Below are 26,346 nucleotides of genomic sequence, written 5' to 3' on the forward strand. Positions count from 1 at the left end.
GCGGGCCGCCTCAGTCCTCGGACGACGCCGCGTCCTCCGCCCCCGAGGGGGCCAGCCGGTTGCCGAGCAGACGCCGCAGCGAGGCCAGGCGTGCCGCTCCCGAGGGGCCGGCGTGGCCCGCGGCCACCCATGCGTCCAGGCCGCAGCCGGGGGAGTCGGCGGTGTGGGTGCAGCCGCGCGGGCAGTCCGCCAGCCCGCCGGCGAGGTCGTCGAACGCCTCCACCACGCGGTCCGGCTCGACCCAGCCCAGCCCGAAGGACCGGATGCCGGGGGTGTCCACCACCCAGGTGTCCGGCAGGGGGGCGCCGTCGTCGCCCGTCAGCGGCAGTGCGAGCGCGGACGAGGAGGTGTGCCGGCCCCGGCCGGTGACGGCGTTGACGTGGCCGGTGGCCCGTTCCGCGCCGGTGAGCGCGTTCAGCAGCGTGGACTTGCCGACGCCGGAGGGCCCCACGAACGCGCTCGTGTGCCCGATCAGCCGCTCGGCCACCCGGGCCACGAGCGAGGCGTCCAGGGCGGTGTCCCCGGTCTCGGCCTCGAAGGTCGCCGCACCGGAGGTCATCACCTCCAGGTCCAGGGCCTCGTAGTGCGCCACCAGCGCGGCCGGATCACGCAGGTCGGTCTTCGTGATGAGCAGCACCGGGTGGATGCCGGCGTCGTAGCAGGCGACCAGGGCGCGGTCGATGAAGCCGGTCCGGGGCTCCGGATTGGCCGCGGCCACCATGATCACCAGCAGGTCGGCGTTGGCCACCACCACCCGCTCGACCTCGTCCGAGTCGTCCGCCGACCGGCGCAGGACCGTGCTGCGCTCCTCGACACGGATGATGCGCGCGAGCGTGCCCTCGTCCCCGGAGAGGTCCCCGACGACGGCCACCCGGTCGCCCGTGGCGATCGGCGTGCGGCGCAGCTCGCGGGCGCGCATCGCCGTGATCCGCTCGTCCAGGCGGTCCGGCAGCACCACGGCGTACCGGCCGCGGTCCACCGTGGTGACCATGCCGACCTGCGCATCCTCGTGCTTGGGCCGCTCCTTGGTGCGCGGGCGGGTGCCGCGTTTGGACGGGCGCACCCGGACATCGGACTCGTCCCACGCGGAGGGATCGAGGCGCCGGGCCATCAGCGGGCCTCCTCGGCCGCATCGCCGGGTGCCACGAGCGCGGTCCACAGTGCGGGGAAGTCCGGCATCGTCTTCGCGGTGGTCGCCACGTCCACGATGCCGGTCCCCGGCACGCGCAGGCCGACGACGGCGGCGAAGGTCGCCATCCGGTGGTCGTGGTAGGTCTCGAGGGCGGCCGGCGACAGCGGCCCCGACGCGTCCGTCCCCGGGAAGCCGAGCGACGTCTCGTCCTCGTCCACGGTGATCCCCAGGCGGGCGGCCTCGGCGGTGAGCGCGGCGAGCCGGTCCGTCTCATGGCCCCGCAGATGGCCGATCCCCGTCAGGCGGGTGGGCCCGGAGGCCAGCAGGGCGAGCGCGGCCGCTGTGGGGGCGAGCTCGGCCGTGTCCGCGATCTCACCGGCGCCGGTGATGCGGGGCGCGCCGTCGTCGTGGACCGCCCCCGTCACCGTGAGCCGGCCGCGGGAGCGGTCCGTGCGGTCGACCGTGAGGGCCACGCTCGCCCCGAACTGCGGCAGGATCCGCCGCCAGCGGTCGCCGATCTGCGTCGTGCGGGTGGGCCAGTCCGGCACCGTCACGGAGCCGCCCGTGGCCACGGCGGCGGCCAGGAAGGGGCCTGCGTTGGACAGGTCCGGCTCGACGGTCGCCTCGTGTGCCGGGATGCGCCCCGGGGCCACGGTCCACGCCCCGGGACCCGTCTCGGCGACGTCCACCTCGAGCGCGCGCAGCACCCCGACGGTCATCGCGACGTGCTCCGGACTCGGCACGGCCTCCCCGGTGTGCCGTAGCCGGAGACCGCGCGGCATCCCCGCGGCCGCCAGCAGCGCGGCGGACAGGAACTGGGAGGAGCCGGCGGCGTCGACCGCGACCTCCGGCACGTCGCCGTCGGGGGCCACCGTGGCCGCGTCCGCGCGGGTCGTCGTCGTGAAGGGCAGGCGACCGGGCTCACCCTCCTCGACGACGGCCACCCCGAGCTGGCGCAGCGCGTCCAGGACCGGGGCCATCGGGCGCAGGCGCGCGCCGGTGTCGCCGTCGAAGCGGACCCGGCCGGGCCGGAGCGCGGCGACGAACGGGACGAAGCGCATGACCGTCCCCGCCAGTCCGCAGTCCACGGTGACATCCCCGGCCAGCGGCTCGCCGACCGGCATCGGATGCACGCGCAGTCCACCGTCGGACAGGGGCTCGAACCGGGCCCCGAGCGCGGTGAGCGCCGTGCGCATCAGCGCCGTGTCCCGCGACTCGAGGACGCCGTGCAGGATGCACGGGCCGTCGGCGAGGGCGGCGAGCACGAGGTGCCGGTTCGTCAGCGACTTCGATCCCGGCAGCCGCACGTCTCCGCGCACCGGGCCGCGCGCCATGGGCGCGGGCCAGGTCTCGGCGGCGTCGGGACGGGGGGCGGGGGAGTGCGTGGCGGCACGCGTGGGGCGGGTCACCGGACCAGCCTATCCGGCGTCTGTCGGCCGGGGTCGGCCTGTCTCGGGGGAATACCTGGAACGCTGCTGGCGCTCCACTTGGACGACCCCGTACCCGTGTCGGCGGACCGGTCCCGCTTGCCGAGGGCCGCAGCCGGAGAGGAGCCCCGCATGAGCGCCGCCCTGCTGACGCATGCCTCCCGGACCGTAGACTGGCCCGCGATGAGCACTGACAACAGCCGGCCGGAATTCGCCCGGCCCGAGGACGCCCCCGAGCACGACCGCGCCGACATCGACGTCGCCGCCGAGTCCGAACAGCAGCGCCGTGCCCGGTTCGAGCGCGACGCCCTCGAGTTCGTGGACCAGTTGTACTCCGCTGCGCTGCGTATGACGCGCAACCCGCAGGACGCCGAGGACCTGGTCCAGGAGGCGTACACGAAGGCCTACTCTTCGTTCCACCAGTACCGGCCCGGCACCAATCTCAAGGCCTGGCTTTACCGGATCCTCACGAACACGTACATCAACCTCTACCGCAAGCGGCAGCGCCAGCCCCTCGAGGCGGACAACCCTGAGGTGGAGGACTGGCAGATGGCCCGGGCCGCCGAGCACACCTCCGGTGGCCTGCGCTCAGCCGAGACGGAGGCCCTCGACCGGCTCCCCGACTCCCAGGTGAAGGACGCCCTGCAGGCGATCCCGGAGGAGTTCCGGCTCGCCGTGTACTTCGCGGACGTGGAGGGCTTCGCATACAAGGAGATCGCCGAGATCCTCGACGTGCCGATCGGCACCGTCATGTCGCGGCTGCACCGGGGCCGCAAGCAACTGCGCGAGCGCCTCGCGGACTACGCGGCGGCGCGCGGCATCAAGGCCCAGCCGAAGAAGAAGACCGGGCGCGGCGGAACGAAGCAGACCGAGACGAGCACGAAGGAGGCCACGCGATGACTGTGGACCAGCACGGCCATGAGTGCCGCGACGCCCAGGACGCCTCCCTGGAGCGGCTGTACCAGTACCTGGACGGCGCCCTGACGCCCGAGGACATCGAGCAGGTGCGCGCCCACGTGGCGGACTGTCCGGACTGCCGACACCAGAAGGAGCTCGAGGAGCTCATCCGCTCGGCGGTGCGTCGGTGCTGCCAGGAGAAGGCGCCCGCGCAGCTGCGGGCCACCATCATGACCCGCATCACCCAGACCCCGATGACGACCGTCACCTGGGGCTGACACCGCGACATGCGGACCCGTGGGCACCCGATCGGGCGCCCCGACGATGACGAAGGGCCGTCCCCTGAGGGGACGGCCCTTCGTGGTCTGCGGTCGCCGGGTGGCACCCGGCCGGTCCGCGACGCCGATCAGCGGATCAGGCGTTGGGACGCTTGCCGTGGTTGGCGCCGTTCCTGCGGCGGTCGCGACGCTTGCGTGCACGCTTGCTCATGACGTCTCCCTTCAACGAGTCGGTCGGTGGTCCATTCTGTCACATCAGGCCGTGGGCTCGGGCAGACCGAGCCACTGGTACCAGCCCCGGTGCAGCACGAGCCACGCGATGAGCCCGTGGCCCGCCTGGCCCGGCCGGCCCTGGCCGGAGGCGAGGTCCGAGCGCCACTGCTCGTGGCTCACCAGCGGGGTGAACGTGTCCACGTACACGTGGTTGCGCCGATCGGCCACATCCAGGTAGGCCGCGTTGAGCTCAGCGAGCCGGGCGTTGCGCTGCTCGTCCAGGGTGGGCGTGGGGCCCACCACGAGCACCGGGATGTTCCGCTGCGAGGCGGTGTCCAGGACGTTGGCCAGGTTCAGCCGCGAACGGGCGGTGGAGGTGGCCTCCAGGTCCAGGTCCGCGTCGGACAGGGCCACGACGAGGCGGTTCTCCGTCTCCTCGGAGAAGCGCCGTGAGGCCTCGCCCCACCAGCGCTCGTTGAGGTCCTCGGTGGTCTCGTGCGGCACGGCCAGCACGTAGTTCTCCAGCTCCACGTCGGGGGCCTGGGTGCGGGCGAGCACGCGGCCCCACCAGCCGATGGCGCGGGCGTCGCCCGCACCGGCCAGCAGATGGTCGCCGACGGCGGCGATCCGGATCCGGCGGTTGTGCACAGTGTGTCCTTTCGTCGGCCGTTCCGGCGCCGCCGCCGCACCGGAGGGTGCGGCGGCGGCGCAGGGTCGGTCCGGGTCAGCGGCCGAAGGCGGCGTCCAGCAGCGTGCTGAGCTCCTGGTCGTGGCGGCCCTTGGTGCCCGCGGAGGTCGCGGCCGAGGCCGGGCGGGACACGAGGGTCACCGGGACGTCGAGCTGCGGCACGAGGTTCAGCGCCATGAACGGCCACGGGCCCTGGTTCGCGGGCTCGTCCTGGACCCACGCGACGTCGGCGTCCGGGTAGGCGCGGAGCGCCTTGCGGATCTCATCGAGCGGCAGCGGGTAGAGCTGCTCCACCCGCACGATCGCGGTGGAGGTGTCACCGGACTTCTGGCGGCGGGCGAGCAGGTCGTAGTACAGCCGGCCGGAGACCAGCAGCACGCGCGTGGCGTCCTTGGCGTCCACCCCGGCGTCCGGGATGACCGGCTGGAAGCGGCCCTCGGTGAAGTCCTCCACCGAGTTCGCGGCGGCCTTGAGGCGCAGCAGCTGCTTCGGGGTGAACACGATGAGGGGCCGGCGCGGGCGGGCGTAGGCATGCTCGCGCAGCAGGTGGAAGTGGTTGGCGCCCGTGGAGGGGTTGACCACGCGCATGTTGTCCTCGGCGCACATCTGCAGGAAGCGCTCGATGCGGGCGGAGGAGTGGTCCGGTCCCTGCCCCTCGTAGCCGTGGGGGAGGAGCAGGACCACGGACGAGGTCTGCGACCACTTCTGATCGGCCGAGGAGATGAACTCGTCGATGATCGTCTGCGCGCCGTTCACGAAGTCGCCGAACTGGGCCTCCCACAGCACGAGGGCGTCGGAGCGCTCCACGGAGTAGCCGTACTCGAAGCCGAGGGCGGCGTACTCGGACAGCAGCGAGTTGTAGACCCAGAACTTCGCCTGGTCCTCGGAGAGGTGCCTGAGCGGCGCCCACGTGTCGCCGGTGATCCGGTCATGGAACACCGAGTGGCGCTGCGTGAAGGTGCCGCGCTGGGAGTCCTGGCCCGCCAGGCGGACCGGCACGCCTTCCATGAGCAGCGAGCCGAAGGCCGCCAGTTCGGCGAAGCCCCAGTCGATGCCGCCGTCGACGGCCATCTTGGCGCGGCGCTCGAGCAGGGCCGCGAGCTTCGGGTGGACCGTGAAGCCCTCGGGCACGTCGAGGTGCGCCTGCCCGATGGCCCGCAGCATCTCGGCCGAGATGGCCGTGGATGCCGGCGCCTTCGGGACCGCGTCCCGGTCCTCGGCCGGGCGGATGCCCTCGTCGCCGGAGGTGGGCGCGTCTTCGTGGGTCTCCGCGAAGGCCCGCTCGAGCTGCTGCTGGTAGTCCTTCAGGGCGCTGTCCGCCTCCTCCTGCGTGATGTCGCCGCGGCCCACGAGGGACTCGACGTACAGCTTGCGGGTGGAGCGCTTCTGCTCGATGAGGTTGTACATGCGAGGCTGCGTCATCGACGGGTCGTCGCCCTCGTTGTGGCCGCGGCGACGGTAGCAGACGAGGTCGATGACGACGTCCTTGTTGAACCGCTGCCGGTACTCGAAGGCGAGCTGGGCCACGTGCACCACGGACTCCGGCTCGTCGCCGTTGACGTGGAAGATCGGGGCCTGGATGGTCTTGGCCACGTCGGTGGAGTACACCGTGGAGCGCGCCTGGGTCGGCGGCGTGGTGAAGCCCACCTGGTTGTTCACGACCACGTGGATGGTGCCGCCGGTGCGGTAGCCGGGCAGCTGTGAGAGCTGCAGCACCTCGGCCACGACGCCCTGGCCGGCGAAGGCCGCGTCGCCGTGCACCAGGATCGGCAGCACGGAGAAGGAGTCCGGGCGCTGGCCGCCCAGATCGAGGCGGTCCTGCTTGGCACGCACGACGCCCTCGAGGACCGGGTCCACGGCCTCCAGGTGCGAGGGGTTGGCGGCGAGGTATACGCGGGTGCTGTTGCCGGCGTCGGACACGAAGGTGCCCTCGGTGCCCATGTGGTACTTCACGTCGCCCGAGCCCGAGGCACCGCCCGGGGTGGCCCCCTCGAACTCGCGGAAGACCTGGCTGTAGGTCTTGCCGGCGATGTTGGTCAGCACGTTCAGGCGACCGCGGTGCGCCATGCCGATGGCGACCTCGTCCAGCCCGGCGTCGGCGGCATCGCCGAGGATGCCGTCCAGCAGCGGGATGAGGGACTCGCCGCCCTCCAGGGAGAAGCGCTTCTGGCCGATGTACTTGGTCTGCAGGAACGTCTCGAACGCCTCCGCGGCGTTGAGGCGGCCCAGGATGCGCAGCTGCTCCTCGCGGGTGGGCTTCGCGTACGGCTGCTCGAGCTTCTCCTGGAACCAGGCGCGCTCGGACGGGTCCTGGATGTGCATGTACTCGACGCCGAGGGTGCGGCAGTACGCGTCACGCAGCACGCCGAGGATCTTGCGCAGCGTCAGGCTGCCCGCCCCGCCGAAGCCGCCGGTGGGCCACTCGCGGTCCAGGTCCCACAGGGTGAGCCCGTGCTCGCGGATGTCGAGGTCCGGGTGGTAGGCCATCGAGTACTCGAGGGGGTCCACGTTGGCCAGCAGGTGGCCGCGGTCCCGGTACGCGTGGATCAGCTGCTGGATGCGGGCGACCTTGCCGATCTGCTCCTCCGGGTTCACCTGCACGTCCTGGGCCCAGCGGACGGGCTCGTAGGGGATGCGCAGGGAGTGGAAGACCTCGTCGTAGAAGCCGTCCTCGCCCAGCAGGAGGCCGTGCACGATCTTCAGGAACTCGCCGGAGCTGGCGCCCTGGATCACGCGGTGGTCGTACGTGGAGGTGAGCGTGATCGTCTTGGAGATCGCCAGGTCGTGCAGCGTGGACTCGGCGGCGCCCTGGAAGGCGGCCGGATAGGTCAGCGCGCCGACGCCGATGATGGCGGCCTGGCCCTGGGACAGGCGGGGCACCGAGTGCACGGTGCCGATGCCGCCCGGGTTGGTCAGGGAGACCGTGGTGCCGGCGTAGTCGTCCATCGTCAGCTTGTTCTTGCGGGCGCGCTGGACGAGGTCGTCGTACGCCTTCCAGAAGCCGCGGAAGTCGAGGGTCTCGGCGGCCTTGACGTTGGGGACCACGAGCGCGCGGGTGCCGTCCGGGCGGGGCAGGTCGATGGCGAGGCCGAAGTTCACGTGGGCCGGCTCCACCATGGTGGGCTTGCCGTCGCGCTCCTCGTAGGTCACGTTCATCGAGGGCATGGCCGCGAGCGCGCGGACCACGGCGTAGCCGATGAGGTGGGTGAAGGAGACCTTGCCGCCGCGGGTGCGGGCCAGGTGGCTGTTGATGACCACGCGGTTGTCTATCAGGACCTTGGCCGGCAGGTCGCGCACGGTGGTGGCGGTCGGCACGGACAGCGAGGCGTCCATGTTCTTGGCGACGGCCTTGGCCATGCCCTTGAGGACGGTGGCCTTCTCCTGCTTCTCGTCCGCGGTGGTGGCGGTGGTGGTGTCGGCGGGTTCGGAGGGCACGGCCTGGGCCGCCGGGGTCTTCTTGGGCTTGGGGCCGGTGCTGACCGAGGTCTCCTTGGGCTGCGCACCCCGGGCCGGGGCGGTCGCCGCCTTCGGCTCGGTCACCTTGGCGGAGGCCTTCGGCTCGGTCTTGGTGGCGGCCTTCGGCTCGGCCGTGGTGGAGGCCTTCGGCTCGGCCGTGGTGGCGGCCTTCGGCTCGGTCTCGGCGGCGGGGGCGCTGGCCTCGAGACGGGCGAAGATCTGTGCCCACTGCCGGTCCACGGAACCGGAGTCCTCGCGGTACTTCCGGTAGATATCGGCCACGAGCCGTTCGTTCCCCGGGAACTCCTGTGCGAGCCGGTCCGACGTGAGTTCTGGCACTGTGTAACGCCTCTTCCTGAGCCTTGGGATGCGATGTGCTGCGCCGGGCCACCCGCGCGGCGCGCGTGGGGCCGGGAACGCCTCGGGACATCATAGTTCTTCGACGCCCCCGGTCGGAATGCCGCGACCTCGGCTCGACTCCGCTCCCGGCGGACGCGCGGGGGCCTCTCGGCGTCCGCCGCGTCTGGGAGACTGACGCCATGCGCTTCCTCACCGACCCGGCCGTCGACCTGACGTACAACGACGTCTTCCTCGTGCCCTCCCACTCGGACGTCGCCAGTCGCATGGACGTGGACATCGCCCCGGATGACGGCACGGGTGCCACCGTCCCCCTGGTCTCCGCCAACATGACCGCCGTCACCGGGCGCCGGATGGTCGAGACCATGGCCCGGCGCGGCGGTCTCGGGATCCTGCCGCAGGACATCCCGGCGGACGTGATCCGGGACGTCGTGCATCGGGTGAAGGCGGCCCACCCCGTGGCGGACACCGCCCTGACCGTCGGGCCGCAGGACACGGTGCTGGACCTGCTCCACCTCGTGGACCGCCGCAACCACGGGGCCGTCTGCGTGGTCGACGCGCACGGCGGGCTGCTCGGCGTGGTCAGCCCCCAGGACTGCGAGGGCGTGGACCGCTTCGCCTCGGCCGCCTTCGTCATGCACCCTCCGGCGGTAACCCTCACGCTCGCCGAGCTCGGCGGCACGGACGGGGCCCCGAGCAAGGACGCGCTGCGGGCGGCCTTCGAGCGCCTGCACGCCGCGCGCCAGGAGATGGCCCCCGTCGTGGACCCGGCAGTGGGCGCCGCCGCCCCCGTGCTGCGCGGGGTCGTCACCGCGGCGGGCCTGGTGCGCTCGTCCCTGTTCACGCCCGGTCTCGACGACGACGGACGGCTCCGCGTCGGCGCCGCCGTCGGCATCAACGGGGCGGTGGGGGAGAAGGCCGCCGCCCTGGTCGAGGCCGGTGTCGACGTGCTCGTCGTGGACACCGCGCACGGTCATCAGCGGACCATGCTGGACGCGCTCGCCGCCGTGCGGGCCCTCGACCCCGGCGTGCCCGTGGTGGCCGGCAACGTCGTCTCCGGGGACGGCGTCCGGGACCTGGTCGCGGCCGGCGCGGACATCGTCAAGGTGGGCGTGGGACCGGGCGCGATGTGCACCACGCGCATGCAGACCGCGGTGGGCCGGCCCCAATTCTCGGCGGTCCTGGAGTGCGCCGCCGCGGCCCGCGAGCTCGGGGCACGCGTGTGGGCGGACGGCGGGGTGAAGCACCCGCGGGACGTGGCGCTCGCGCTGGCCGCCGGAGCCAGCTCGGTGATGATCGGCTCGTGGTTCGCGGGGACGCTCGAGTCTCCGGGCGACCTCGTGCACGGCCCGGACGGTCGGCGGTACAAGGAGAGCTTCGGCATGGCCTCGGCCCGCGCGGTCCAGCACCGCACCCGCCACGAGGACGCCTTCACCAAGGCCCGCAAGGCGATGTTCGAGGAGGGCATCTCCTCCTCGCGCATGTACGTGGACCCGCGCCGCCCCTCGGTGGAGGACCTGCTGGACACCATCACGTCCGGTGTGCGCTCGTCGCTGACCTACGCCGGCGCCCACGACCTGGCGGAGTTCCGCGAGCGCGCCGTCGTGGGCCTGCAGTCCGCGGCGGGCTACGAGGAGGGCCGGCCGGTCGCCTCGTCGTGGTGAGGCCGCCGCTTTCCCCGGCCCGTTCCGCCGGGGCCTGACGCCCCTATACTGGACGGACTATGGATCACCCTGACACCTGTGTGCCAGACCGCCCGTCCGCCCACGCGGACGCGGCCGGATCGGAGCCTTCCAGTCCCGGTGCCCCGCACCGCCGCCCGGCCCGCCGTCGAGGGGGTGAGGTCGGGTGGAGTGGCTCCTGCTGATCCTCGGCCTGGCCCTGATCGCGGGCACCGGCTTCTTCGTGGCCGTCGAGTTCGCCATGATCGCGATCGACGTGCCGACCGTGCAGCGCATGGTGGACGCGGGTGACCGCGGCGCCGAGCCCCTGTTGCGCTGCCTCAAGTCACTCTCGACCCAGCTCTCCGCGTGCCAGCTGGGCATCACCCTGACCACACTGCTCACCGGCTACGTGATGGACCCGGCGATCAGCCGGCTCATCGACCCGCTGCTGATCCAGGTGGGTCTGCCGGCCGGCGTGGTGGGCACCGTCTCGCTCGTCGTCGCGATGGTCGTGGCGACCCTGCTCTCGATGCTCCTCGGCGAGCTGATCCCCAAGAACATGTCCATCGCTGAGCCCATGGCGATCGGCCGAGCGCTCGCCCGTCCCCAGCTCGTGTTCAGCACCGTGTTCAAGCCGGCGATCCTGGTGTTGAACGGGTTCTCCAACGGCGTGCTGGCCCGCGTGGGCATCGAGGCTAAGGAGGAGATCTCCGGCGCCCGCAGCCCCGAGGAGCTCTCCTCGCTGGTCCGCCGCTCGGCGCAGCTGGGGACGCTCGACGCGCAGACCGCCACGTTCCTGGACCGGACGCTGCGCTTCGCGGACCGCACCGCCGCGGACGTGATGACCCCGCGCATCCGCGTGGAGACGGTGGGGGAGGACCAGGCTCTGCCCGAGGTCCTGGACCTGGCCCGCAGCACCGGCTACTCCCGGTTCCCCGTGATCGGCGACTCCTCGGACGACATCCGCGGCGTGGTGCACGTGAAGAAGATCGTGGCCGTGCCGCGGGAGCGCCGCGCCGACCTCGAGGCCGGTGCGCTGATGACGGAGGTCATCCGCGTGCCGGAGACCGTGCACCTGGACCAGCTGCTGGCCGAGCTGCGCGACGCGAACCTGCAGATGGCCGTCGTCGTGGACGAGTACGGGGGCACCGCCGGGGTGGTCACGCTCGAGGACGTGGTGGAGGAGATCGTCGGCGAGGTCGCGGACGAGCACGACCGAGTCACCCCGGGGGTCCTGCAGACGGCCTCCGGCCGCTGGTACTTCCCGGCGGAGCTGCGGCCCGACGAGGTGCGAACCCAGATCCCGGGCCTCGTGGTGCCGGAGGACGGGGCCTACGAGACCGTCGGCGGGTACATCCTGGCCCGACTGGGGCGCCTGGCGGAGGTCGGGGACGTGGTGGACGTGGACGGCGGCACCCTGACGGTCGAGCGGATGGACGGCCGCCGCATCGAGCGCGTGCGCTTCGACCCGGCCGCTGAGGACGAGGAGACGCGCGCATGAACGGGGACGTCGTCGGACTGCTGTGGCTGGTGGTCCTGTTGGCCGCCAACGCCTTCTTCGTGGCGGGCGAGTTCGCCGTCATGGGCGCCCGTCGGGCGCAGATCGAGCCGAGGGCCGAGGCCGGCTCCCGCCAGGCCCAGGTGGCGCTCTACGCGATGGAGCACGTCTCCCAGATGCTGGCCGTCTGCCAGCTCGGCATCACGGTGTGCTCCCTGCTCATCCTCAACGTGTCCGAGCCGGCGCTGCACCACCTGCTCGTCGTCCCGATGGCCGCCCTCGGGGTGCCGGCCGCGGCGGCGGACGTCACCGCCTTCGTGCTCGCGCTGCTGGTGGTCACCTTCCTGCACGTGACCCTGGGCGAGATGGTGCCCAAGAACGCCGCCGTCTCGTTCGCGGACCGCGCCGTGATGCTGCTGGCCCCGCCGCTCGTGTGGCTCTCGAAGCTGCTGCATCCGGTCGTGGCCGCGCTGAACTGGACGGCCAACCTCGTGCTGCGCGCCCTGCGCATCGAGCCGAAGGACGAGGTGGCCTCCTCCTACACGCTCGAGGAGGTGCAGTCGATCGTGGCCGAGTCCACCCGCTCGGGCACCCTGGAGGACGAGTCCGGCGTGCTGCACTCGGCCCTCGAGTTCTCGGACCGCCGGGCCGGGGACGTGATGGTGCCGCGTGAACGGGTCGTCACCGTCCCCGAGGGGATCACGCCGCACGACTTCGAGTGGACCGTGGGCCGCGTGGGCTTCTCCCGGTTCGTGGTCGAGGACCCCGATGGCGGTTACACCGGCTACCTGCACCTGAAGGACGTCCTCACCGTGGGGCCGTCGGGGTACGACGAGCCGATCCCGCTCACGCGCGTGCGGTCGCTGGCCAACGTGCGGCTCGAGGACGAGGTCGAGGACGCCCTGGCGCTCATGCAGCGCACGGGCTCCCACCTGGCCCGGGTGATCACGCCCGAGGGTGAGACCGCGGGGATCCTCTTCCTCGAGGACGTGCTCGAGGAGCTCGTCGGGGAGATCAACGACGTGACGCAGTCGCCACGTCGGTTCCGGCCCGCGTGAGCGTCGCGGGTGGCGCGGTGCTACTGTTGAGAACCGATTTCATGCACCGTCCCCGACACGAACGAGGTCGCCCCATGCTCCGCCGCCGTCGTCTGCCCGCCCTGACCGGGGCCCTCGCCGCGCTCACCCTGAGCCTGGCCGCGTGTGGCGGGACCAGCGGCGACTCCTCGGGTGCGCAGGCTGCTGCCGCCGGGTCTGGCTCGGCCGCGGGCGCGCCCGTGGCCGTCGCCACGACGACGCAGCTCGGCTCCGTGCTCGACCGCGTGGTCGCGTGCGCCGACGCCCGCAGCGCCACGGTGATGGGCCCCGGCGACGACCCGCACGACTTCTCCGCCTCGTCCGCGCAGGTGAAGGACATGGTCTCCTCCGGCCTCGTGTTCTCCAACGGCCTCGGCCTCGAGGGCGGCATGGAGTCCGCCCTCGCGAACGCGGAGGCGGACGGCGCGACCGTCGTCGAGGTGGCGCCCCAGCTGGATCCGCTGCCCTTCGGCGGCCATGACCACGCCGAGGAGGGGGCGGGCCACGAGGGCCACGACCACGGGTCCGAGGATCCGCACGTCTGGATGGACGTCGCCCGCATGGCGAGGGCCGCCGAGCTGATGGGCGACACGCTCGCCCAGGAGCGGGGTGACGAGAGGTTCGCCGAGTGCGGCGCGACCGTGCGCGGGGAGCTCGAGCAGACGGACACGCAGGTCCGGGAGATCCTCGCCGGGGTCCCGGAGGACCGCCGCACGCTGGTCACGGACCACGACGCCTACGGCTACTTCAGCGAGGCCTACGACTTCACCGTGTCCGGCGTCGTCGTCCCGGGCGGCTCCACCGACGGCGAGCCCTCCTCCCAGGAGATCGCCGAGCTCGCCCGGTCCATCCGCGACGGCGGCGCAGACGCCGTGATCACGTCCGTGGGCGCGCGCAACAGCCTCGTGGACACCGTGGCCGAGGAGGCCGGCGACCTGCCGGTCATCGAGGTCTACGAGGGCGGCGTCGGCCCGAAGGACACCCCGGAGGCGGACTACGCCGAGGCCATGCTCCTCAACGCCCGCACCCTCGCCGACGCGCTGGAGGGCTGAGGATGGACTGGCTGCTCGAGTCCTTCCAGATGGGATTCCAGCAGCGCGCCCTCGTCGGCGGACTCATCGCCGTGGTGATGTGCTCGGTCGTGGGCACGTGGCTGGTGCTGCGCGGGATGAGCTTCTTCGGGGACGCGTTCGTGCACGGTGTCCTGCCGGGCATCGCCCTGGCGGTCGTCACCGGTGGCAGCCCCCACCTCGGTGCGGCGGTGGCCGCCGTCGTCATGATGGCGGGCATCTCGCTGGTGCACCGGGCCACCACCCTCAAGGAGGACACCGCCATCGGCCTGCTCTTCGTGGGGATGATGGCCCTGGGCGTGGTGATCATCTCCAAGTCGGACTCCTACACGGGATCGCTCACGTCGATCCTGTTCGGCGATGTGCTGGGGGTCAGCGTGGACGGCATCGTGACCCAGGCGGTCATCGCCGTCGTGGTGATCGCCCTGGCCCTGCTGCTCTACCGGCCCCTGCTGGCACTGAGCTTCTCCGAGGTCAAGGCGCGCTCGCTGGGCATGCGACCGGGGCTGACGCACACGCTGCTGCTGGTGATGATCGGCGCGGCCGTGATCGGTTCGTTCCAGGCGGTGGGCACGGTGCTCGTGTTCGGCCTCCTCGTGGGACCGCCCGCGACGGCGGCGCTGCTGACGCGCAGCGTCCCCCAGATGATGCTCGTCTCCGTCGTGATCGGCGCGGCGTGCGTCGTCACCGGGCTCACCCTCAGCTACCGGCTGGGCACGGCGGGTTCGGCCACCATGGCGCTCATGCCGATCCTGCTGTTCTTCGTCGTGCTCGCCGTCCGCGCCGCCGTGCTGGCGCTCCTGGGCCGGCACGTGCGCTCGCGCGCGCAGCGTGAGCAGGAGACGCCGGTCGTGGCCCTGCCCGGAGCGGAGGTCGCCCGATGAACGCGTCCTTCCCCGCGGGCGCCGCGGCGGCCACGCCTCCCCTCGCGGTCGCCCGGGCGCTCGAACTGCGCCACGGCTCGCACGTGGCCGTCCGGCCCTCCGACTTCACCCTGCCGGCCCGGCGGCTGATCGCGGTGATCGGGCCCAACGGCTCCGGCAAGTCCACGCTGCTGACCGCCCTGGCGGGCCTGAGCGACCCGGCCTCCGGTGCGCTGGAGGTGCTCGGCGAGAACCCGCGGCGGCGCTCGCAGCGCACCTCCTTCGTGATGCAGTCCATCGGCGTGCCCCAGGGAGTGCCGGTGACGGTGCGCGACGTCGTCGGGATGGGCCGGTACCCCACGCTCGGGTGGTTCCGCCCGTTCCGGAAGCAGGACCGGGACATCGTGCGGGCCGCCATGGAGCGCATGCAGGTCGCGGACCTGGCGCGGCGGCACCTCGACCAGCTCTCCGGCGGCCAGCGCCAGCGCGCCTACGTGGCCCAGGGCCTCGCCCAGGACCACGACGTGCTGCTGCTCGACGAGCCGATGACGGGCCTCGACATCGTCTCCGCCCGCACGATCGACGACCTCCTCCACGAGGAGCCGACGCGCGGGGTGTCCGTGGTCTACACGACCCACGATCTCGACGAGGCTGCGGAGGCGGACCATGTGGTCCTGATGGGCGGGCGTGTCGTGGCCTCCGGCCCGCCGCGGAACGTGCTCACGGTCGAGAACCTGGACATCGCCTACGGCCGGGGCGCCCTGCACGGGCCCTCCAAGGCAGTCGAGGACCCGGCGGACTTCCTGGACGACCCCGCGGGCGGCATCCGCCACTGACCGGGGCCCGGCCCCGGGGTCAGGCCGCGCGGGTGCGCCCCTCGGCCCGGCAGCGGGCACAGACGCCGGTGATCTCCACCGTGTGGTCCGCGTCCGTGAAGCCGTGCTCCGCGGCGACGGCGGTGGCCCACGCCTCGACGTGGGGGGCGGTGACCTCGACGGTGGTCCAGCAGATCCGGCACACCAGGTGGTGATGGTGGCCCTCGTCCTCGCACCGGCGGTACACGGTCTCGCCGTCGTCGCGGCGGAGCATGTCCACGAGGCCGTCGTCGAGCTGCTGCTGCAGGGTCCGGTACACGGTGGCCAGCGAGACGCGTTCGCCCTGGTCCTGGAGGCGGGCATGGAGCTCCTGCGCGCTCACGAAGTCCGGGATGCGGTCCAGGGCTCGGTCGACGGCGGCCTTCTGCCGGGTCGCCCGGGGACGGGCGGCCCGGGGGCTGGGCTGGGGGGCGCTCACGGTGCTCACGACTCCTTCTGCGGCGGCTGCCGCCTCCTCCGCGCGGTCCGGAACAGGTCCGCGCGGGCCATCCTCCAGGTTATCAGCGGCGCCGAATGGGGCGTGGAGTAGGGTGTCCGGGTGCACAGCGAGAGCCCGGACCCATCCCCTGTCCCGGACCGCGACGGCGCCGCCCCCGATCGACCCGACCCGCTGATCGTCGTCGACGAGGGGCAGGGCCGCGTGGTCCCGGCGCCCACGGCGGCCCCGTCCTCGTCCCATGACGCCGGCGGCGACCCGGACGCGGACATCGACGGCGTCGACCCTGAGGCCGCCGAGCCGCCCACCCTGGTGACGGTGGACGTGCTGGCCGGCTGGCTCGGCCTGGCCCCCGTCGAGGACCTGCCGCCGGTGCCCGGGGGCCCGGCCTACGCCCAGCCGGGCCGATGCCGCCCGAACCGGGTGATCCTGCTCGACGTCCGGTTCCGGGCCACGGGGGGCGGGCCGGACCACGCCGCCTATCTCCAGGGCCATCTGCCCGGCGCCGTCTACGTCTCCCTGCCCAGCCAGCTCGCCGGCCACGCCGGTCCGGCGGCGGGGCGCCACCCCCTGCCGGACGCGCGCCAGTTCGCGGAGACCGTGCGGATGTGGGGGATCGACGAGGGGGACACCATCGTGGTCTACGACGACGACCACGGCCTGTCCGCCGCGCGCGCCTGGTGGCTGCTGCGCCACGCGGGGCTGCGGGACTCCGTGCTCCTGGACGGCGGCCTCGAGGCGTGGCGCGCCGCGGGCCTGCCCCTGCAGCCCGGTGAGGTCATCCCGGTGCCCGGCACCGCCCGGCCGTCGTGGGGCCGCATGCCCGTCGTGGACACGGCCGGCGCCGAGGCGATGGCCTCCGGCGGTCTGCTCCTCGACGCGCGGGCGGCCGAACGCTACCGCGGGGAGGTCGAGCCCTTCGACCCCGTGGCCGGGCACATCCCCGGGGCGCGGAACGTGCCCACGGCGGAGAGCATCGCCGAGGACGGCCGCCTGCGGCCCGCCGCAGAGCTGGCGGAGCGGTTCGACGCCGTCGGCGTGGACGACGCCACTCCCGTGGCCGTGTACTGCGGCTCGGGCATCACCGCGGCGCACGCCGTGCTCACCCTGGCCGTCGCGGGGCGACCCGGAGTGGCGCTCTACCCGGGTTCGTGGTCAGCATGGGTCCAGGACCCGTCCAACGCCGTCGCGGTCGGCCCCGAGCCCTACGGCGCGTCCGGCCGGGACTGACGAGCCCCGGGGCCCCGCCCCGCCGACCCCCAGGAGGACCCCCCATGGCCACCGTCTTCAGCAGGATCATCGCCGGCGAGCTGCCCGCCCGCTTCGTGTGGCAGGACCCGACGTGCGTCGCGTTCCTGTCCGCCGCGCCGCTCCAGCCGGGGCACACGCTCGTGGTGCCCCGTGAGGAGGTGGACGAATGGGTGGAGGTCGACCCGGCGCTGGTCACGCACCTGACGACGGTCGCCCAGCAGATCGGCAAGGCGCAGGTGGCGGCGTTCTCCGCCCGCCGGGCCGGGCTCATGATCGCCGGCTATGAGATCCCGCACCTGCACGTGCATGTGTGGCCCTCCACCTCGCTCGCCGACTTCGACCTGGCTCGCGTGGACAACGCCCCCGATCCGGCGGACCTGGACGACGCCGCCGCCCGCCTCCGCGCGGCCCTGCGGGACCTGGGCCACGGCGAGGTCGTCCCGCAGGACTGACGGCCCGCGCCGCCCGGGCCCGACTCAGGCGCGCGTGGCCCGGGCGAGCGCCTGACGCACCCGCTTCTCGGAGACCGAGACCGCCGTGCCCAGCTCCTGGGCGAAGAACGAGACGCGCAGCTCCTCGATGAGCCAGCGCACCCGCTCCAGCTCCGCGGGCACGGGCGTGCCCGCGAACCGGGCGCGGTGGGCCGCGACGGCGGCGTCGAACTCGTCCTCGAGCCCCTGCACCACCGCCATGTGCTGCCCGTCGCGCTGCAGGTGGCCGCCGGCGTCCAACCGGTCCAGGCGCGTCAGCATGCCCTGCAGGTAGCGCGGCAGGTGCTGCAGCCGCTCCCAGCCCGTGGTGGCCACGAAGCCGGGGAACACGAGCTGCTCGAGGTGTGCCTTCACGTCCGACAGCGCCGGCGCGAGGGCGAGCGAGACCGAGCCCTTGAGCCGGCGTCGCACCTGCGCGGCCCGGGAGAGCACCTGCTCCACCAGGGACGTGACGGCGAAGACCGTGTCGATCAGGTCGGCCCGCACCCGGTCGAACAGGGCGCGGAACGCGGCCTCGTCGAACGGCAGCTCGTCCCCGACGAGACGGTCCACGGCGGCCTGGGTGCAGTCCGCGACGAGGGAGTCCACCGAGCCGTGCGGGTTCTGGGTGAAGGTGAGCTTCTCCCTGTTGTCCAGGTGGTCCAGCACGTAGCGCTGTGGGCTGGGCAGGGTGGCCAGCAGCAGCCGGATCACCCCGGCCCGGTGCCAGGCCGCCTGGTCCTCCGCGGACCGGGCCACGGTCAGGCCGGCCGCGGGGCCGCCGTCGGGCGTGGTCTCGGGCACCAGGCTCGGGTAGCCCGTGATGGCGGGGCCGCGCGCCCCGGCCGCGGTGGAGACGGTCTTCGGCACCGTGCCGATGCTCCACGAGGTCAGCCCGTGCCGCTCCTCGAAGGCCGGCGTCGCGCCGGACCGCCCGGGGCCCTCCGGGCGACGGCGTCCCTCGGCCCCGGCCCGCGCGTCGGCCTGGGCACGGCCGCCGCGGCCCTTGCCGCGCGGCCCCGGCCGGGCCGAGGCGGGGTCGTCGGTGCCGGCGAGCCGGGCGGCGATCGCGGAGCGGTTGGCCTGCGCGAGCCGGGCCTGCAGCGCGGGCAGGTCCTGGCCGGCGCCCATCACGGCGCCGCGGGCGTCCACGACGCGGTAGTCCATCCGCAGGTGCAGGGGCACCGCGTCCGGGGCCCACAGTCCGGGCTCCACCACCACGCCGCGCACCCGGCGCACGGCCGCGGACAGCGCGTCCGGCAGCTCGTCCCGCAGCGGGTCGGCGTGGGCCTCGAGGTCCGCGACGAGCTGCTGGGCCACGTCCGGGGCGGGCACGAGGTTCTTGCGCACGGCCTTGGGCAACGCCTTGATGAGGGCGGTGACGAGCTCGACCCGCAGGCCGGGGACCAGCCACGCGAAGGGGCCGGGGGAGACCTGGTTGAGCAGCAGGATCGGCACGGCCACGGTCACGCCGTCGGTGCCGGCCGCGCCGGTCGGGTCGAACGTGTACTCGAGGTCGAGCTCCACGTCGCCGCCGGGCATCGGATACGTGAACGTGGTGGGGAACGCGTCGGTGTCCAGGTCCTCGGCGTCGGCGGTGAGCAGGGCGGCGACGTCGAGGTCCAGCAGGTCCGGCTGATCCTGGCGCGCCTTCTTCCACCACGCGTCGAAGTGCCGCTCGGAGACGACGTTTCCCGGGATCCGCGCGTCGTAGAAGGCGAACAGGTCCTCGTCCCCGATCCGCAGGTCGCGGCGGCGCAGGCGCGTCTCGAGGGCGTCGACCTCCTCGAGCGCAGCCCGGTTGCGGGCGAAGAACCGGTGACGCGTGCGCCAGTCGCCCTCCACGAGGGCGTGCCGGATGAACAGCTCGCGGGAGAGCTCCGGGTCGATCCGGCCGTACCGGACCGAGCGGTCCGGGATCAGAGTGACGCCGAACAGCGTCACCTTCTCGCGCGCGACGACGGAACCCGCCCGCCGCGACCAGTGCGGCTCGTTGTAGGTCCGCTTGACGAGGTGGCCGGCGACCTCCTCGGCCCACTCCGGCTCGATCCGGGCCACCGTGCGCGCCCACAGCCGGGAGGTCTCCACGAGCTCGGCGGCCATGACGAACGGGTGGCGCTTCTTGAACAGGGCGGAGCCGGGGAACACGGCGAAGCGGGTGCCGCGGGCGCCCACGTACTCGCGACGGCGCTCGTCGTAGGCGCCGATCTGCGAGAGCAGGCCCGTGAGCAGGGACTTGTGCACCGCCTCGTGCCGGCCGACCGGGTCCACGGGTCCGGACTCGACGGTGAGGCCCACGTCCTTGGCGAGCTGGCGCAGCTGGCGCACCAGGTCCTGCCACTCCTGCACGCGCAGCCAGTTGATGTGCTCACGGCGGCACAGCTTGCGGAACTGGGAGCCGGAGAGCTCCTTCTGCCGCTCGTGCAGGTAGGCCCAGAGGTTCAGGATCGCGGAGAAGTCCGAGTTCTCGTCCGCGAACCGGCGGTGCAGCTCGTCCGCGGCCTCGCGCTGCTCCGTGGGGCGCTCGCGGGGGTCCTGGATGGTCAGGGCCGCGGCGATCACCATGACCTCCCGGACGCAGCCGCGTTCACCGGCCTCGAGGATCATGCGGCCCAGCCGCGGGTCAACGGGCAGACGGGCCAGGCGGCGTCCGACCCGGGTGATGGTGCCCGCGCGGGCGCCGCCGGCCTCGAGCGCGCCGAGCTCGGTGAGCGTGGTGGCGCCGTCGGTGACCTGACGGCCGTCCGGGGGCTGGACGAAGGGGAACTCCTTGACGTCGCCCGGGGTGCGGGCCACACCGAGGGACAGCATCTGCAGGATCACCGAGGCCAGGGAGGTGCGCAGGATCTCCGGGTCCGTGAACTCGGGGCGGGAGAGGTAGTCCTCCTCCGAGTACAGGCGGATCGCGATGCCGTCCGAGGTGCGGCCGGACCGGCCCGAGCGCTGGTTCGCGCTGGCCTGGGAGACACGCTCGATCGGCAGGCGCTGCACCTTGGTGCGGTGCGAGTACCGCGAGATGCGCGCGGTGCCCGTGTCGATCACGTACTTGATGCCCGGCACGGTCAGGGAGGTCTCGGCGACGTTCGTGGCCAGCACGATCCGCCGGCGCACCCCGGCCCCGGCGCGGCCGAACACGCGGTGCTGCTCCGCCATGGACAGGCGGCCGAACAGCGGCAGGATCTCCGTGCCGGCCAGGCGCGTGGTGCCGGCGACGACGCCGGTCAGGTGGTCCGCGGCCTCGCGGATCTCCCGCTCGCCCGGCAGGAACACGAGGATGTCGCCCGGCGGCTCGGAGGCCAGCTCGAGGACGGCGTCGCCGATCGCGTCGAGGGGGTCGCGGGTCTCGGCGGCGTCGTCCGCATCGTCCTCGGGGTCGTCGGGGGAGGGCTCGTCGGTCAGCGGCCGGTAGCGGATCTCGACGGGGTAGGTGCGCCCCGAGACCTCGATGATCGGCGCCGGGACCACGCGGCCGCCGTCGTCGGCCTCCACCGCGTCCGCATGGTCCTCGCCCTCGGCCAGCGGCCGGCCGAAGTGCCGGGCGAAGCGCTCCGGGTCGATGGTGGCCGAGGTGATGATCACCTTCAGGTCCGGGCGCTGGGGCAGCAGGTTGCGCAGGTAGCCCAGGAGGAAGTCGATGTTGAGGCTGCGCTCGTGGGCCTCGTCCACGATGATCACGGAGTAGCGGCGCAGCTGCGGATCGTGGGGGATCTCGGCCAGCAGGATGCCGTCCGTCATGACCTTGACCCGGGTGGCCTTCGAGGTCTGCGCCGTGAAGCGGACCTGGTAACCGACCGTCTGCCCGATCTCCTCGCCCAGCTCCTGCGCGATGCGCTCGGCCACCGAGCGGGCGGCGATGCGCCGGGGCTGGGTGTGGCCGATCGAGCCGGCCTCCCCGAGCCCGAGGGCCAGGCACATCTTCGGCAGCTGCGTGGTCTTGCCCGAACCGGTCTCACCCGCGACGATCACCACCTGGTGGTCGCGGATCGCGGCCATGATCTCCTCACGGCGCTCCGCCACCGGCAGGTGTTCGGGGAACGTGATCGCGACGGCGTCGTGGGGCGTCGCCGACGGCTGCGCGGCGGGCGTGGAGGGCGGGGGAGTCTGCGTCATGACGGCCTCCATCCTAGGCGCGCGGGGGCCCGGGCCGACCCGGACGGGGCGAATCTGGGACGGACCTGGGACTGGGGCTGAGAGTCCGGATGTGATTCTCTGGAGCCCATGGACACGAACACCGTCTTCCTGTTGGCGGCGATCGGCCTCTATTTCCTCGCGATGATCGCGATCGGCCTGTACGCCTCCCGCAAGAACACCGACCTCGACGACTACATGCTCGCCGGACGCGACATGAAGCCGTCCGTCGCGGCGCTCTCCGCGGGTGCGTCCGACATGTCCGGCTGGCTCCTGATGGGCCTGCCCGGCGCGATCTACGCCGCGGGCCTGGTCGAGGGCTGGATGGCGGTCGGCCTGACCGTGGGCGCGTGGGTGAACTGGCGCGTGGTCGCCCCCCGCCTGCGCTCCTACACCGAGGTGGCCGGGAACTCGATCACGATCCCGTCCTTCCTCGAGAACCGGTTCAAGGACCGCACGCACATCCTGCGGATCGTGGCCGGCCTGATCATCCTCGTGTTCTTCACCTTCTACGTCTCCTCGGGCATGGTGGCCGGCGGCAAGTTCGTCGAGTCGACCTTCGGCCCCGAGTCCTTCTACGCCCAGGGCATCAGCATCAACTACCTCACCGGCATGCTCGTGGTCGCGGGCATCACGGTGCTCTACACCCTGTTCGGCGGCTTCCTCGGCGCCTCGCTGACGGATGTGGCCCAGGGCGTCCTCATGTTCCTCTCGCTGCTGGCCGTACCCATCGTCGTGATCCTGACCATGGGAGGCTGGGACGCCGTCGTCGAGGGCATCCGCGCCGCCGACGCCGCCGGCGGCGGAGTGAACCACTTCTCGATGTTCGAGAACGCGACGCTGATCGGCGTCCTGTCCTCCCTCGCCTGGGGCCTGGGCTACTTCGGCCAGCCGCACATCATCGTCCGCTTCATGGCCCTGCGCACCCCGCACGACGCGGCCGTCGCCCGGCGCGTCGGCATCGGCTGGATGGCGCTGTCCGTGTTCGGCGCCGTGATGGTGGCCCTCGTGGGCATCGCCTACTTCCAGGCCAACCCCGGCACCACGCTCGAGGACCCGGAGACCGTGTTCCTCGTGCTGGCCTCGATCATGTTCCACCCGTTCGTGGCCGGCCTGGTGCTGGCCGCCGTCCTCGCCGCGATCATGTCCACGCTCTCCTCGCAGCTGATCGTGTGCTCCTCCGCCCTGGTGGAGGACCTCTACATGCTGCGCGGGCGCACCGGTTCCCCGACGTTCACCCTGTGGCTCGGCCGCATCGGCGTGCTGGTGGTGGCGCTCGTGGCGGGTCTGCTCGCCCTCAACCCGGACTCCTCCGTGCTCGAGCTCGTCTCCTTCGCGTGGGCCGGCTTCGGCGCCGCCTTCGGCCCCGTGATCCTGCTTGCCCTGTACTGGCCGCGGTTCACCTCGTGGGGGGCGATGGCCGCCATGGTCACCGGCGCCGCCGTCGCCTGGGTGTGGTCCGAGGCCAGTGCCGAGACGTGGGAGTGGTTCGGCCTGTACGAGCTGCTGCCGGGCTTCGTCGCCGCCTTCGTGATGGGTGTGGTGGTGTCCCTCGTGACCCAGCGCTCGCGCCGGGTGCAGCGGCGGATCGACGCCGAGTTCACCGGCGCGATCGACATCGTGGCCGGCCGCGAGCCGCACCCGGACGTGGCCCCGGCCGCCATGACGCGGGACGCCGCCGGGGGCTCGACCGCAGCCGCCGCAGATCCGCGCGCGCAGGCGTGAGGCTCTTCCTCGCGATCCGTCCGCCGAGGGCCGTGCTCGACCACCTCGAGCCGGCCCTCGACGGCGTCCGGGACCGGGCCGGACGCGCGCTGCGCTGGACCGAGCCGGAGCAGCGGCACCTGACGCTGGCGTTCCACCCGGAGGTGCCCGCCGGCGCCGTGGACGACGTCGTCGCCGACGCCGGCCGCATCGCGGCGGGACATGGCCCGCTGGACCTGCACCTGGCCGGAGCGGGGGAGTTCTCGCACCGCACGCTCTGGGTGGGGGTGGGTGGGCAGGTCCGGGAGCTCGGCGCGCTCCTGGCGGAGCCCTGGCTCGCCGACGACGACGGCCGGGACCGCCGGCGCGCCCACCTCACCGTGGCGCGGGCCTCGGGCGCCGCGCCCCGACCTCGGGGTCGGAGGCGGGGCGAGCCCCGTCCGCCGGCGCCGGCCACCGTCCTGCTGGCCGAGGCCGTGCACGCGCTCGCCGTGTACCGCGGGCCGGAGTGGACCGCGGACGAGGTCGAGGTCGTGGCGTCCCGGCTCGGCGAGGGCCGGTCCGGCGGGCCGCTGCACGAGGTGCTGGCGACCGTCCCGCTGCGCGGCTGAGGGGCCGACGGGCCGGCCGGAGCGGGAGACCCGCCCGGCCGACCCGGCCCCGGGTCAGCCCTCCAGGGGGCCCTGCACCGCGTACAGGCGCTTGTTGGCGAACTCGTCCAGGGCCAGGGGGCCGAGCTCGCGGCCGAAGCCCGAGCGCTTCACGCCGCCGAAGGGCAGATTCGCGCCGGCGGCGGAGGCGAGGTTCACGTTCGCCATGCCCACCTCGAGCTGGTCGGCCACGCGCTTGGCCTCGTCCAGGTCCGTGGAGAACACGGCGCCGCCGAGACCGTACTGGGAGTCGTTGGCCAGCGCCACGGCCTCCTCGGCGGAGGACACCTTGTAGACCACGGAGGCCATGCCGAACAGCTCCTGCGTGTAGGCGGGGTTCTCCTGGTCCACGTCCGTGATCACGGCCGGGGAGACGTAGAAGCCCTCGCCCTCGGGGCCGGAGGTGCGCTCGCCGCCCACGTGGACGGTGGCGCCGGCCTGCTTGGCCTCGGCGATCTGCTCGGCGAGCCCGTCGGCCGCGGACTCGGAGGACAGCGGGCCGTAGACGTCGGCGTCGCGCGAGGTCGGGTCGCCGGGCTTCATCTCCGAGGAGCGCTGGACCAGCTCGTCCACGAAGTCGTCGTAGAGGTCCTCCATGACGATCATGCGCTTGTTCGAGTTGCAGGCCTGGCCCCAGTTGCCCATCCGGGTGGCCAGTGCGTCGCGGGCGGCGGCGCGGGCGTCCGGCGCGGAGAGCACGATGTACGGATCGGAGCCGCCGAGCTCGAGGACGACCTTCTTGAGGTGCCGGCCGGCCTGCTCGGCGACGGCGGCGCCGGCCCGCTCCGAACCGGTGAGGGACACGCCCTGCACGCGCGGATCGGCGATGATCGTGGAGATCTGGTCGTGGGTGGCGAACACGTTCTGGTACACGCCCTCCGGCAGTCCGGCCTCGGTGAAGAGCTCTTCCAGCAGCTGCGCCACCTGCGGGTTGATCTCGGCGTGCTTGAGCAGGATGGTGTTGCCGAGCACGAGGTTCGGCGCCACGAAACGGGCCACCTGGTACATCGGGAAGTTCCACGGCATGATCCCCAGCAGCGGGCCGAGCGGCAGCCGCTGGACGAACGCCTCCTGCCCGGAGAACTGCTTGATCGGCTGGTCCGCGAGCAGCTCCTCGGCCTCGTCCGCGTAGTACCCGAAGATCTGGGCGCCGTAGCGCACCTCGCCGACCGCCGCGCCGAGGGACTTGCCCATCTCCGTGGTGATCACCGCGGCGATGTCCTTGGACCGCTCGGCCAGCAGCTCGGAGATCCGCTTCACGACGGCGGCGCGCTCGGCCACCGACTTCCGGGACCACTGCTCGTAGGCGGCCTGCGAGGCGTCGAGGGCGTCGGCGATCTGCTGATCCGTGGCGTTGTCGAAGGACTTCAGCAGCTCCCCGGTGGCCGGGTTGATCGTGCGGTAGCCCTGAGAGGCGGAGGTGGTGGTCATCAGTCGTCACCCTTTCGTGTGGACGTCCTGCGTTGAGCTCCCCATCCTGCCGGAGGCCCCCGCTCACTCCCAGATCCCGGACGCCCCTCTTCGCCACGAGCCGAGAAGGTGGGTGTCCACGATCCCGGCGGCCTCCAGCAGGGCGAAGCACGTGGTCGGCCCCACGAATCGGCAGCCGTGCGCCTTCAGCGCCCTCGCGAGCGCGCGCGACTCGTCCGAGGTCGAGGGGACCTGGGCCACCGTCTCCGGCCGTGGGGTCGCGGCAGGCTGGTGCGCCCAGACCAGCCCCGGCAGACCGCGGGCCGGCCGGTCGCCGTCGCCGTGCCAGGCCGGGCCCGCGCCGGGGGCGCCCGGGTGCAGCGGGGCGAACCGCTCGCCGCGCATCCCGACGACGGCCCTCGCGTTCGCGATCGCGGCCTCGATCTTGCGCCGGTTCCGGATGATGCCGGGGTCTGACAGCAACGCCTCGACTTCCGCGTCCCCGAACGCCGCGACGGCGTCCGCGTCGAAGCCCGCGAACACCTCCCAGAACCGGGGCCGCTTGGCCAGGACGGTCCGCCAGCTCAGGCCCGACTGGAACGCCTCGAGCACGAGGCGCTCGAACAGGCCCCGCTCGTCCGTGACGGGCAGGCCCCACTCCGTGTCGTAGTACTCCCGCAGCAGCGGATCCCGTGCCGCCCACGGCGGGCGGGCCCGCCCGTCCTCACCCACGACGACGCCACTCGGCGGTGCCTGTCGCCCGTCGGCCGGTGGATCCTCGGCGGGGGTGGAGACGGGGGCGG

General features: G+C 73.1%; 21 protein-coding genes. 12 read left to right on the forward strand and 9 right to left on the reverse strand.

What is annotated here, in order from left to right; translation table 11 throughout:
- Positions 1-10: 10 nt before the first annotated feature.
- Entirely contained in the window at positions 11-1,111 is a 1,101-nt protein-coding gene (gene rsgA, locus J1M39_RS00455; protein WP_063190317.1) for a ribosome small subunit-dependent GTPase A, read from the reverse strand.
- Positions 1,111-2,541 carry a 3-phosphoshikimate 1-carboxyvinyltransferase gene (aroA, locus tag J1M39_RS00460; protein ID WP_206496354.1) on the reverse strand — a complete coding sequence of 477 codons (1,431 nt, stop codon included), beginning with the start codon at positions 2,539-2,541 and terminating at the stop codon, positions 1,111-1,113. The genes rsgA and aroA overlap by 1 nt, the downstream gene beginning before the upstream one ends.
- Positions 2,542-2,742: 201 nt before the next feature.
- Between aroA and J1M39_RS00465 the strand changes: the two genes are divergently transcribed.
- Positions 2,743-3,459 (forward strand): sigma-70 family RNA polymerase sigma factor, encoded by a 717-nt coding sequence (locus J1M39_RS00465; protein WP_036314006.1) that lies wholly within the window; start codon positions 2,743-2,745, stop codon positions 3,457-3,459.
- The gene (rsrA, locus tag J1M39_RS00470; protein ID WP_036313960.1) at positions 3,456-3,734 is read left to right on the forward strand and encodes a mycothiol system anti-sigma-R factor; all 279 of its coding nucleotides are present in this window, start codon (positions 3,456-3,458) and stop codon (positions 3,732-3,734) included. Before J1M39_RS00465 ends, rsrA begins: the two co-directional genes overlap by 4 nt.
- Positions 3,735-3,870: 136 nt before the next feature.
- On the opposite strand, the gene J1M39_RS12565 is transcribed toward rsrA, so the two are convergent.
- The 3 genes from J1M39_RS12565 to J1M39_RS00480 all read right to left on the reverse strand — a co-directional run bounded on the left by J1M39_RS12565 (position 3,871) and on the right by J1M39_RS00480 (position 8,430).
- Positions 3,871-3,945, reverse strand: coding sequence for a 50S ribosomal protein bL37 (locus J1M39_RS12565; protein ID WP_095346645.1), 75 nt, complete (start codon positions 3,943-3,945; stop codon positions 3,871-3,873).
- Positions 3,946-3,989: 44 nt separating this feature from the next.
- Positions 3,990-4,595, reverse strand: coding sequence for a GDSL-type esterase/lipase family protein (locus tag J1M39_RS00475; RefSeq protein ID WP_036337755.1), 606 nt, complete (start codon positions 4,593-4,595; stop codon positions 3,990-3,992).
- A gap of 76 nt (positions 4,596-4,671) precedes the next feature.
- On the reverse strand, positions 4,672-8,430 hold the full coding sequence (locus J1M39_RS00480) for a multifunctional oxoglutarate decarboxylase/oxoglutarate dehydrogenase thiamine pyrophosphate-binding subunit/dihydrolipoyllysine-residue succinyltransferase subunit (protein ID WP_206496355.1): 3,759 nt from the start codon (positions 8,428-8,430) through the stop codon (positions 4,672-4,674).
- 200 nt (positions 8,431-8,630) lie between these two features.
- On the opposite strand from J1M39_RS00480, the gene guaB1 reads away from it, so the two are divergent.
- The 6 genes from guaB1 to J1M39_RS00510 all read left to right on the forward strand — a co-directional run bounded on the left by guaB1 (position 8,631) and on the right by J1M39_RS00510 (position 15,455).
- Positions 8,631-10,112 carry a GMP reductase gene (gene guaB1 / locus J1M39_RS00485; RefSeq protein ID WP_206496356.1) on the forward strand — a complete coding sequence of 494 codons (1,482 nt, stop codon included), beginning with the start codon at positions 8,631-8,633 and terminating at the stop codon, positions 10,110-10,112.
- Between the two features lie 184 nt (positions 10,113-10,296).
- Complete coding sequence (locus J1M39_RS00490) at positions 10,297-11,613, forward strand: CNNM domain-containing protein (protein WP_206496357.1); 1,317 nt, start codon at positions 10,297-10,299, stop codon at positions 11,611-11,613.
- Complete coding sequence (locus J1M39_RS00495) at positions 11,610-12,668, forward strand: hemolysin family protein (protein WP_036337765.1); 1,059 nt, start codon at positions 11,610-11,612, stop codon at positions 12,666-12,668. Before J1M39_RS00490 ends, J1M39_RS00495 begins: the two co-directional genes overlap by 4 nt.
- 74 nt (positions 12,669-12,742) lie before the next feature.
- Entirely contained in the window at positions 12,743-13,738 is a 996-nt protein-coding gene (locus J1M39_RS00500) for a metal ABC transporter substrate-binding protein (protein WP_206496358.1), read from the forward strand.
- Positions 13,739-13,740: 2 nt separating this feature from the next.
- Positions 13,741-14,640 carry a metal ABC transporter permease gene (locus J1M39_RS00505; protein WP_044659229.1) on the forward strand — a complete coding sequence of 300 codons (900 nt, stop codon included), beginning with the start codon at positions 13,741-13,743 and terminating at the stop codon, positions 14,638-14,640.
- A complete protein-coding gene (locus tag J1M39_RS00510) occupies positions 14,637-15,455 on the forward strand; it encodes a metal ABC transporter ATP-binding protein (protein WP_044659228.1) in 819 nt (272 codons plus the stop codon). Before J1M39_RS00505 ends, J1M39_RS00510 begins: the two co-directional genes overlap by 4 nt.
- A 19-nt stretch (positions 15,456-15,474) precedes the next feature.
- Here J1M39_RS00510 and J1M39_RS00515 read toward each other — a convergent pair whose 3' ends face one another.
- The gene (locus J1M39_RS00515) at positions 15,475-15,921 is read right to left on the reverse strand and encodes a Fur family transcriptional regulator (RefSeq protein ID WP_036337773.1); all 447 of its coding nucleotides are present in this window, start codon (positions 15,919-15,921) and stop codon (positions 15,475-15,477) included.
- A gap of 111 nt (positions 15,922-16,032) precedes the next feature.
- Between J1M39_RS00515 and J1M39_RS00520 the strand changes: the two genes are divergently transcribed.
- Together J1M39_RS00520 and J1M39_RS00525 are read left to right on the forward strand one after the other, a co-directional pair.
- On the forward strand, positions 16,033-17,160 hold the full coding sequence (locus J1M39_RS00520; RefSeq protein WP_044659227.1) for a sulfurtransferase: 1,128 nt from the start codon (positions 16,033-16,035) through the stop codon (positions 17,158-17,160).
- A 44-nt stretch (positions 17,161-17,204) separates the two neighbouring features.
- Entirely contained in the window at positions 17,205-17,633 is a 429-nt protein-coding gene (locus tag J1M39_RS00525; protein WP_044659226.1) for an HIT family protein, read from the forward strand.
- A 24-nt stretch (positions 17,634-17,657) separates the two neighbouring features.
- Here the strand turns inward: J1M39_RS00525 and hrpA are convergent, their stop codons facing one another.
- Entirely contained in the window at positions 17,658-21,761 is a 4,104-nt protein-coding gene (hrpA, locus tag J1M39_RS00530; RefSeq protein ID WP_206496359.1) for an ATP-dependent RNA helicase HrpA, read from the reverse strand.
- A gap of 108 nt (positions 21,762-21,869) precedes the next feature.
- On the opposite strand from hrpA, the gene putP reads away from it, so the two are divergent.
- On the forward strand, positions 21,870-23,504 hold the full coding sequence (gene putP / locus J1M39_RS00535; RefSeq protein ID WP_134416570.1) for a sodium/proline symporter PutP: 1,635 nt from the start codon (positions 21,870-21,872) through the stop codon (positions 23,502-23,504).
- A gap of 32 nt (positions 23,505-23,536) precedes the next feature.
- Entirely contained in the window at positions 23,537-24,094 is a 558-nt protein-coding gene (locus J1M39_RS00540) for a 2'-5' RNA ligase family protein (RefSeq protein WP_242821228.1), read from the forward strand.
- A 54-nt stretch (positions 24,095-24,148) separates the two neighbouring features.
- Here J1M39_RS00540 and J1M39_RS00545 read toward each other — a convergent pair whose 3' ends face one another.
- Together J1M39_RS00545 and J1M39_RS00550 are read right to left on the reverse strand one after the other, a co-directional pair.
- A complete protein-coding gene (locus J1M39_RS00545) occupies positions 24,149-25,564 on the reverse strand; it encodes an NAD-dependent succinate-semialdehyde dehydrogenase (RefSeq protein ID WP_206496360.1) in 1,416 nt (471 codons plus the stop codon).
- 63 nt (positions 25,565-25,627) lie between these two features.
- A partial coding sequence (locus J1M39_RS00550) for a DNA-3-methyladenine glycosylase I (RefSeq protein WP_241253747.1) occupies positions 25,628-26,346 on the reverse strand: 719 nt, incomplete at its 5' end.

The sequence above is a fragment of the Micrococcus sp. KRD077 genome (assembly GCF_017168505.1).
GTDB classification, from domain to species: domain Bacteria; phylum Actinomycetota; class Actinomycetes; order Actinomycetales; family Micrococcaceae; genus Micrococcus; species Micrococcus luteus.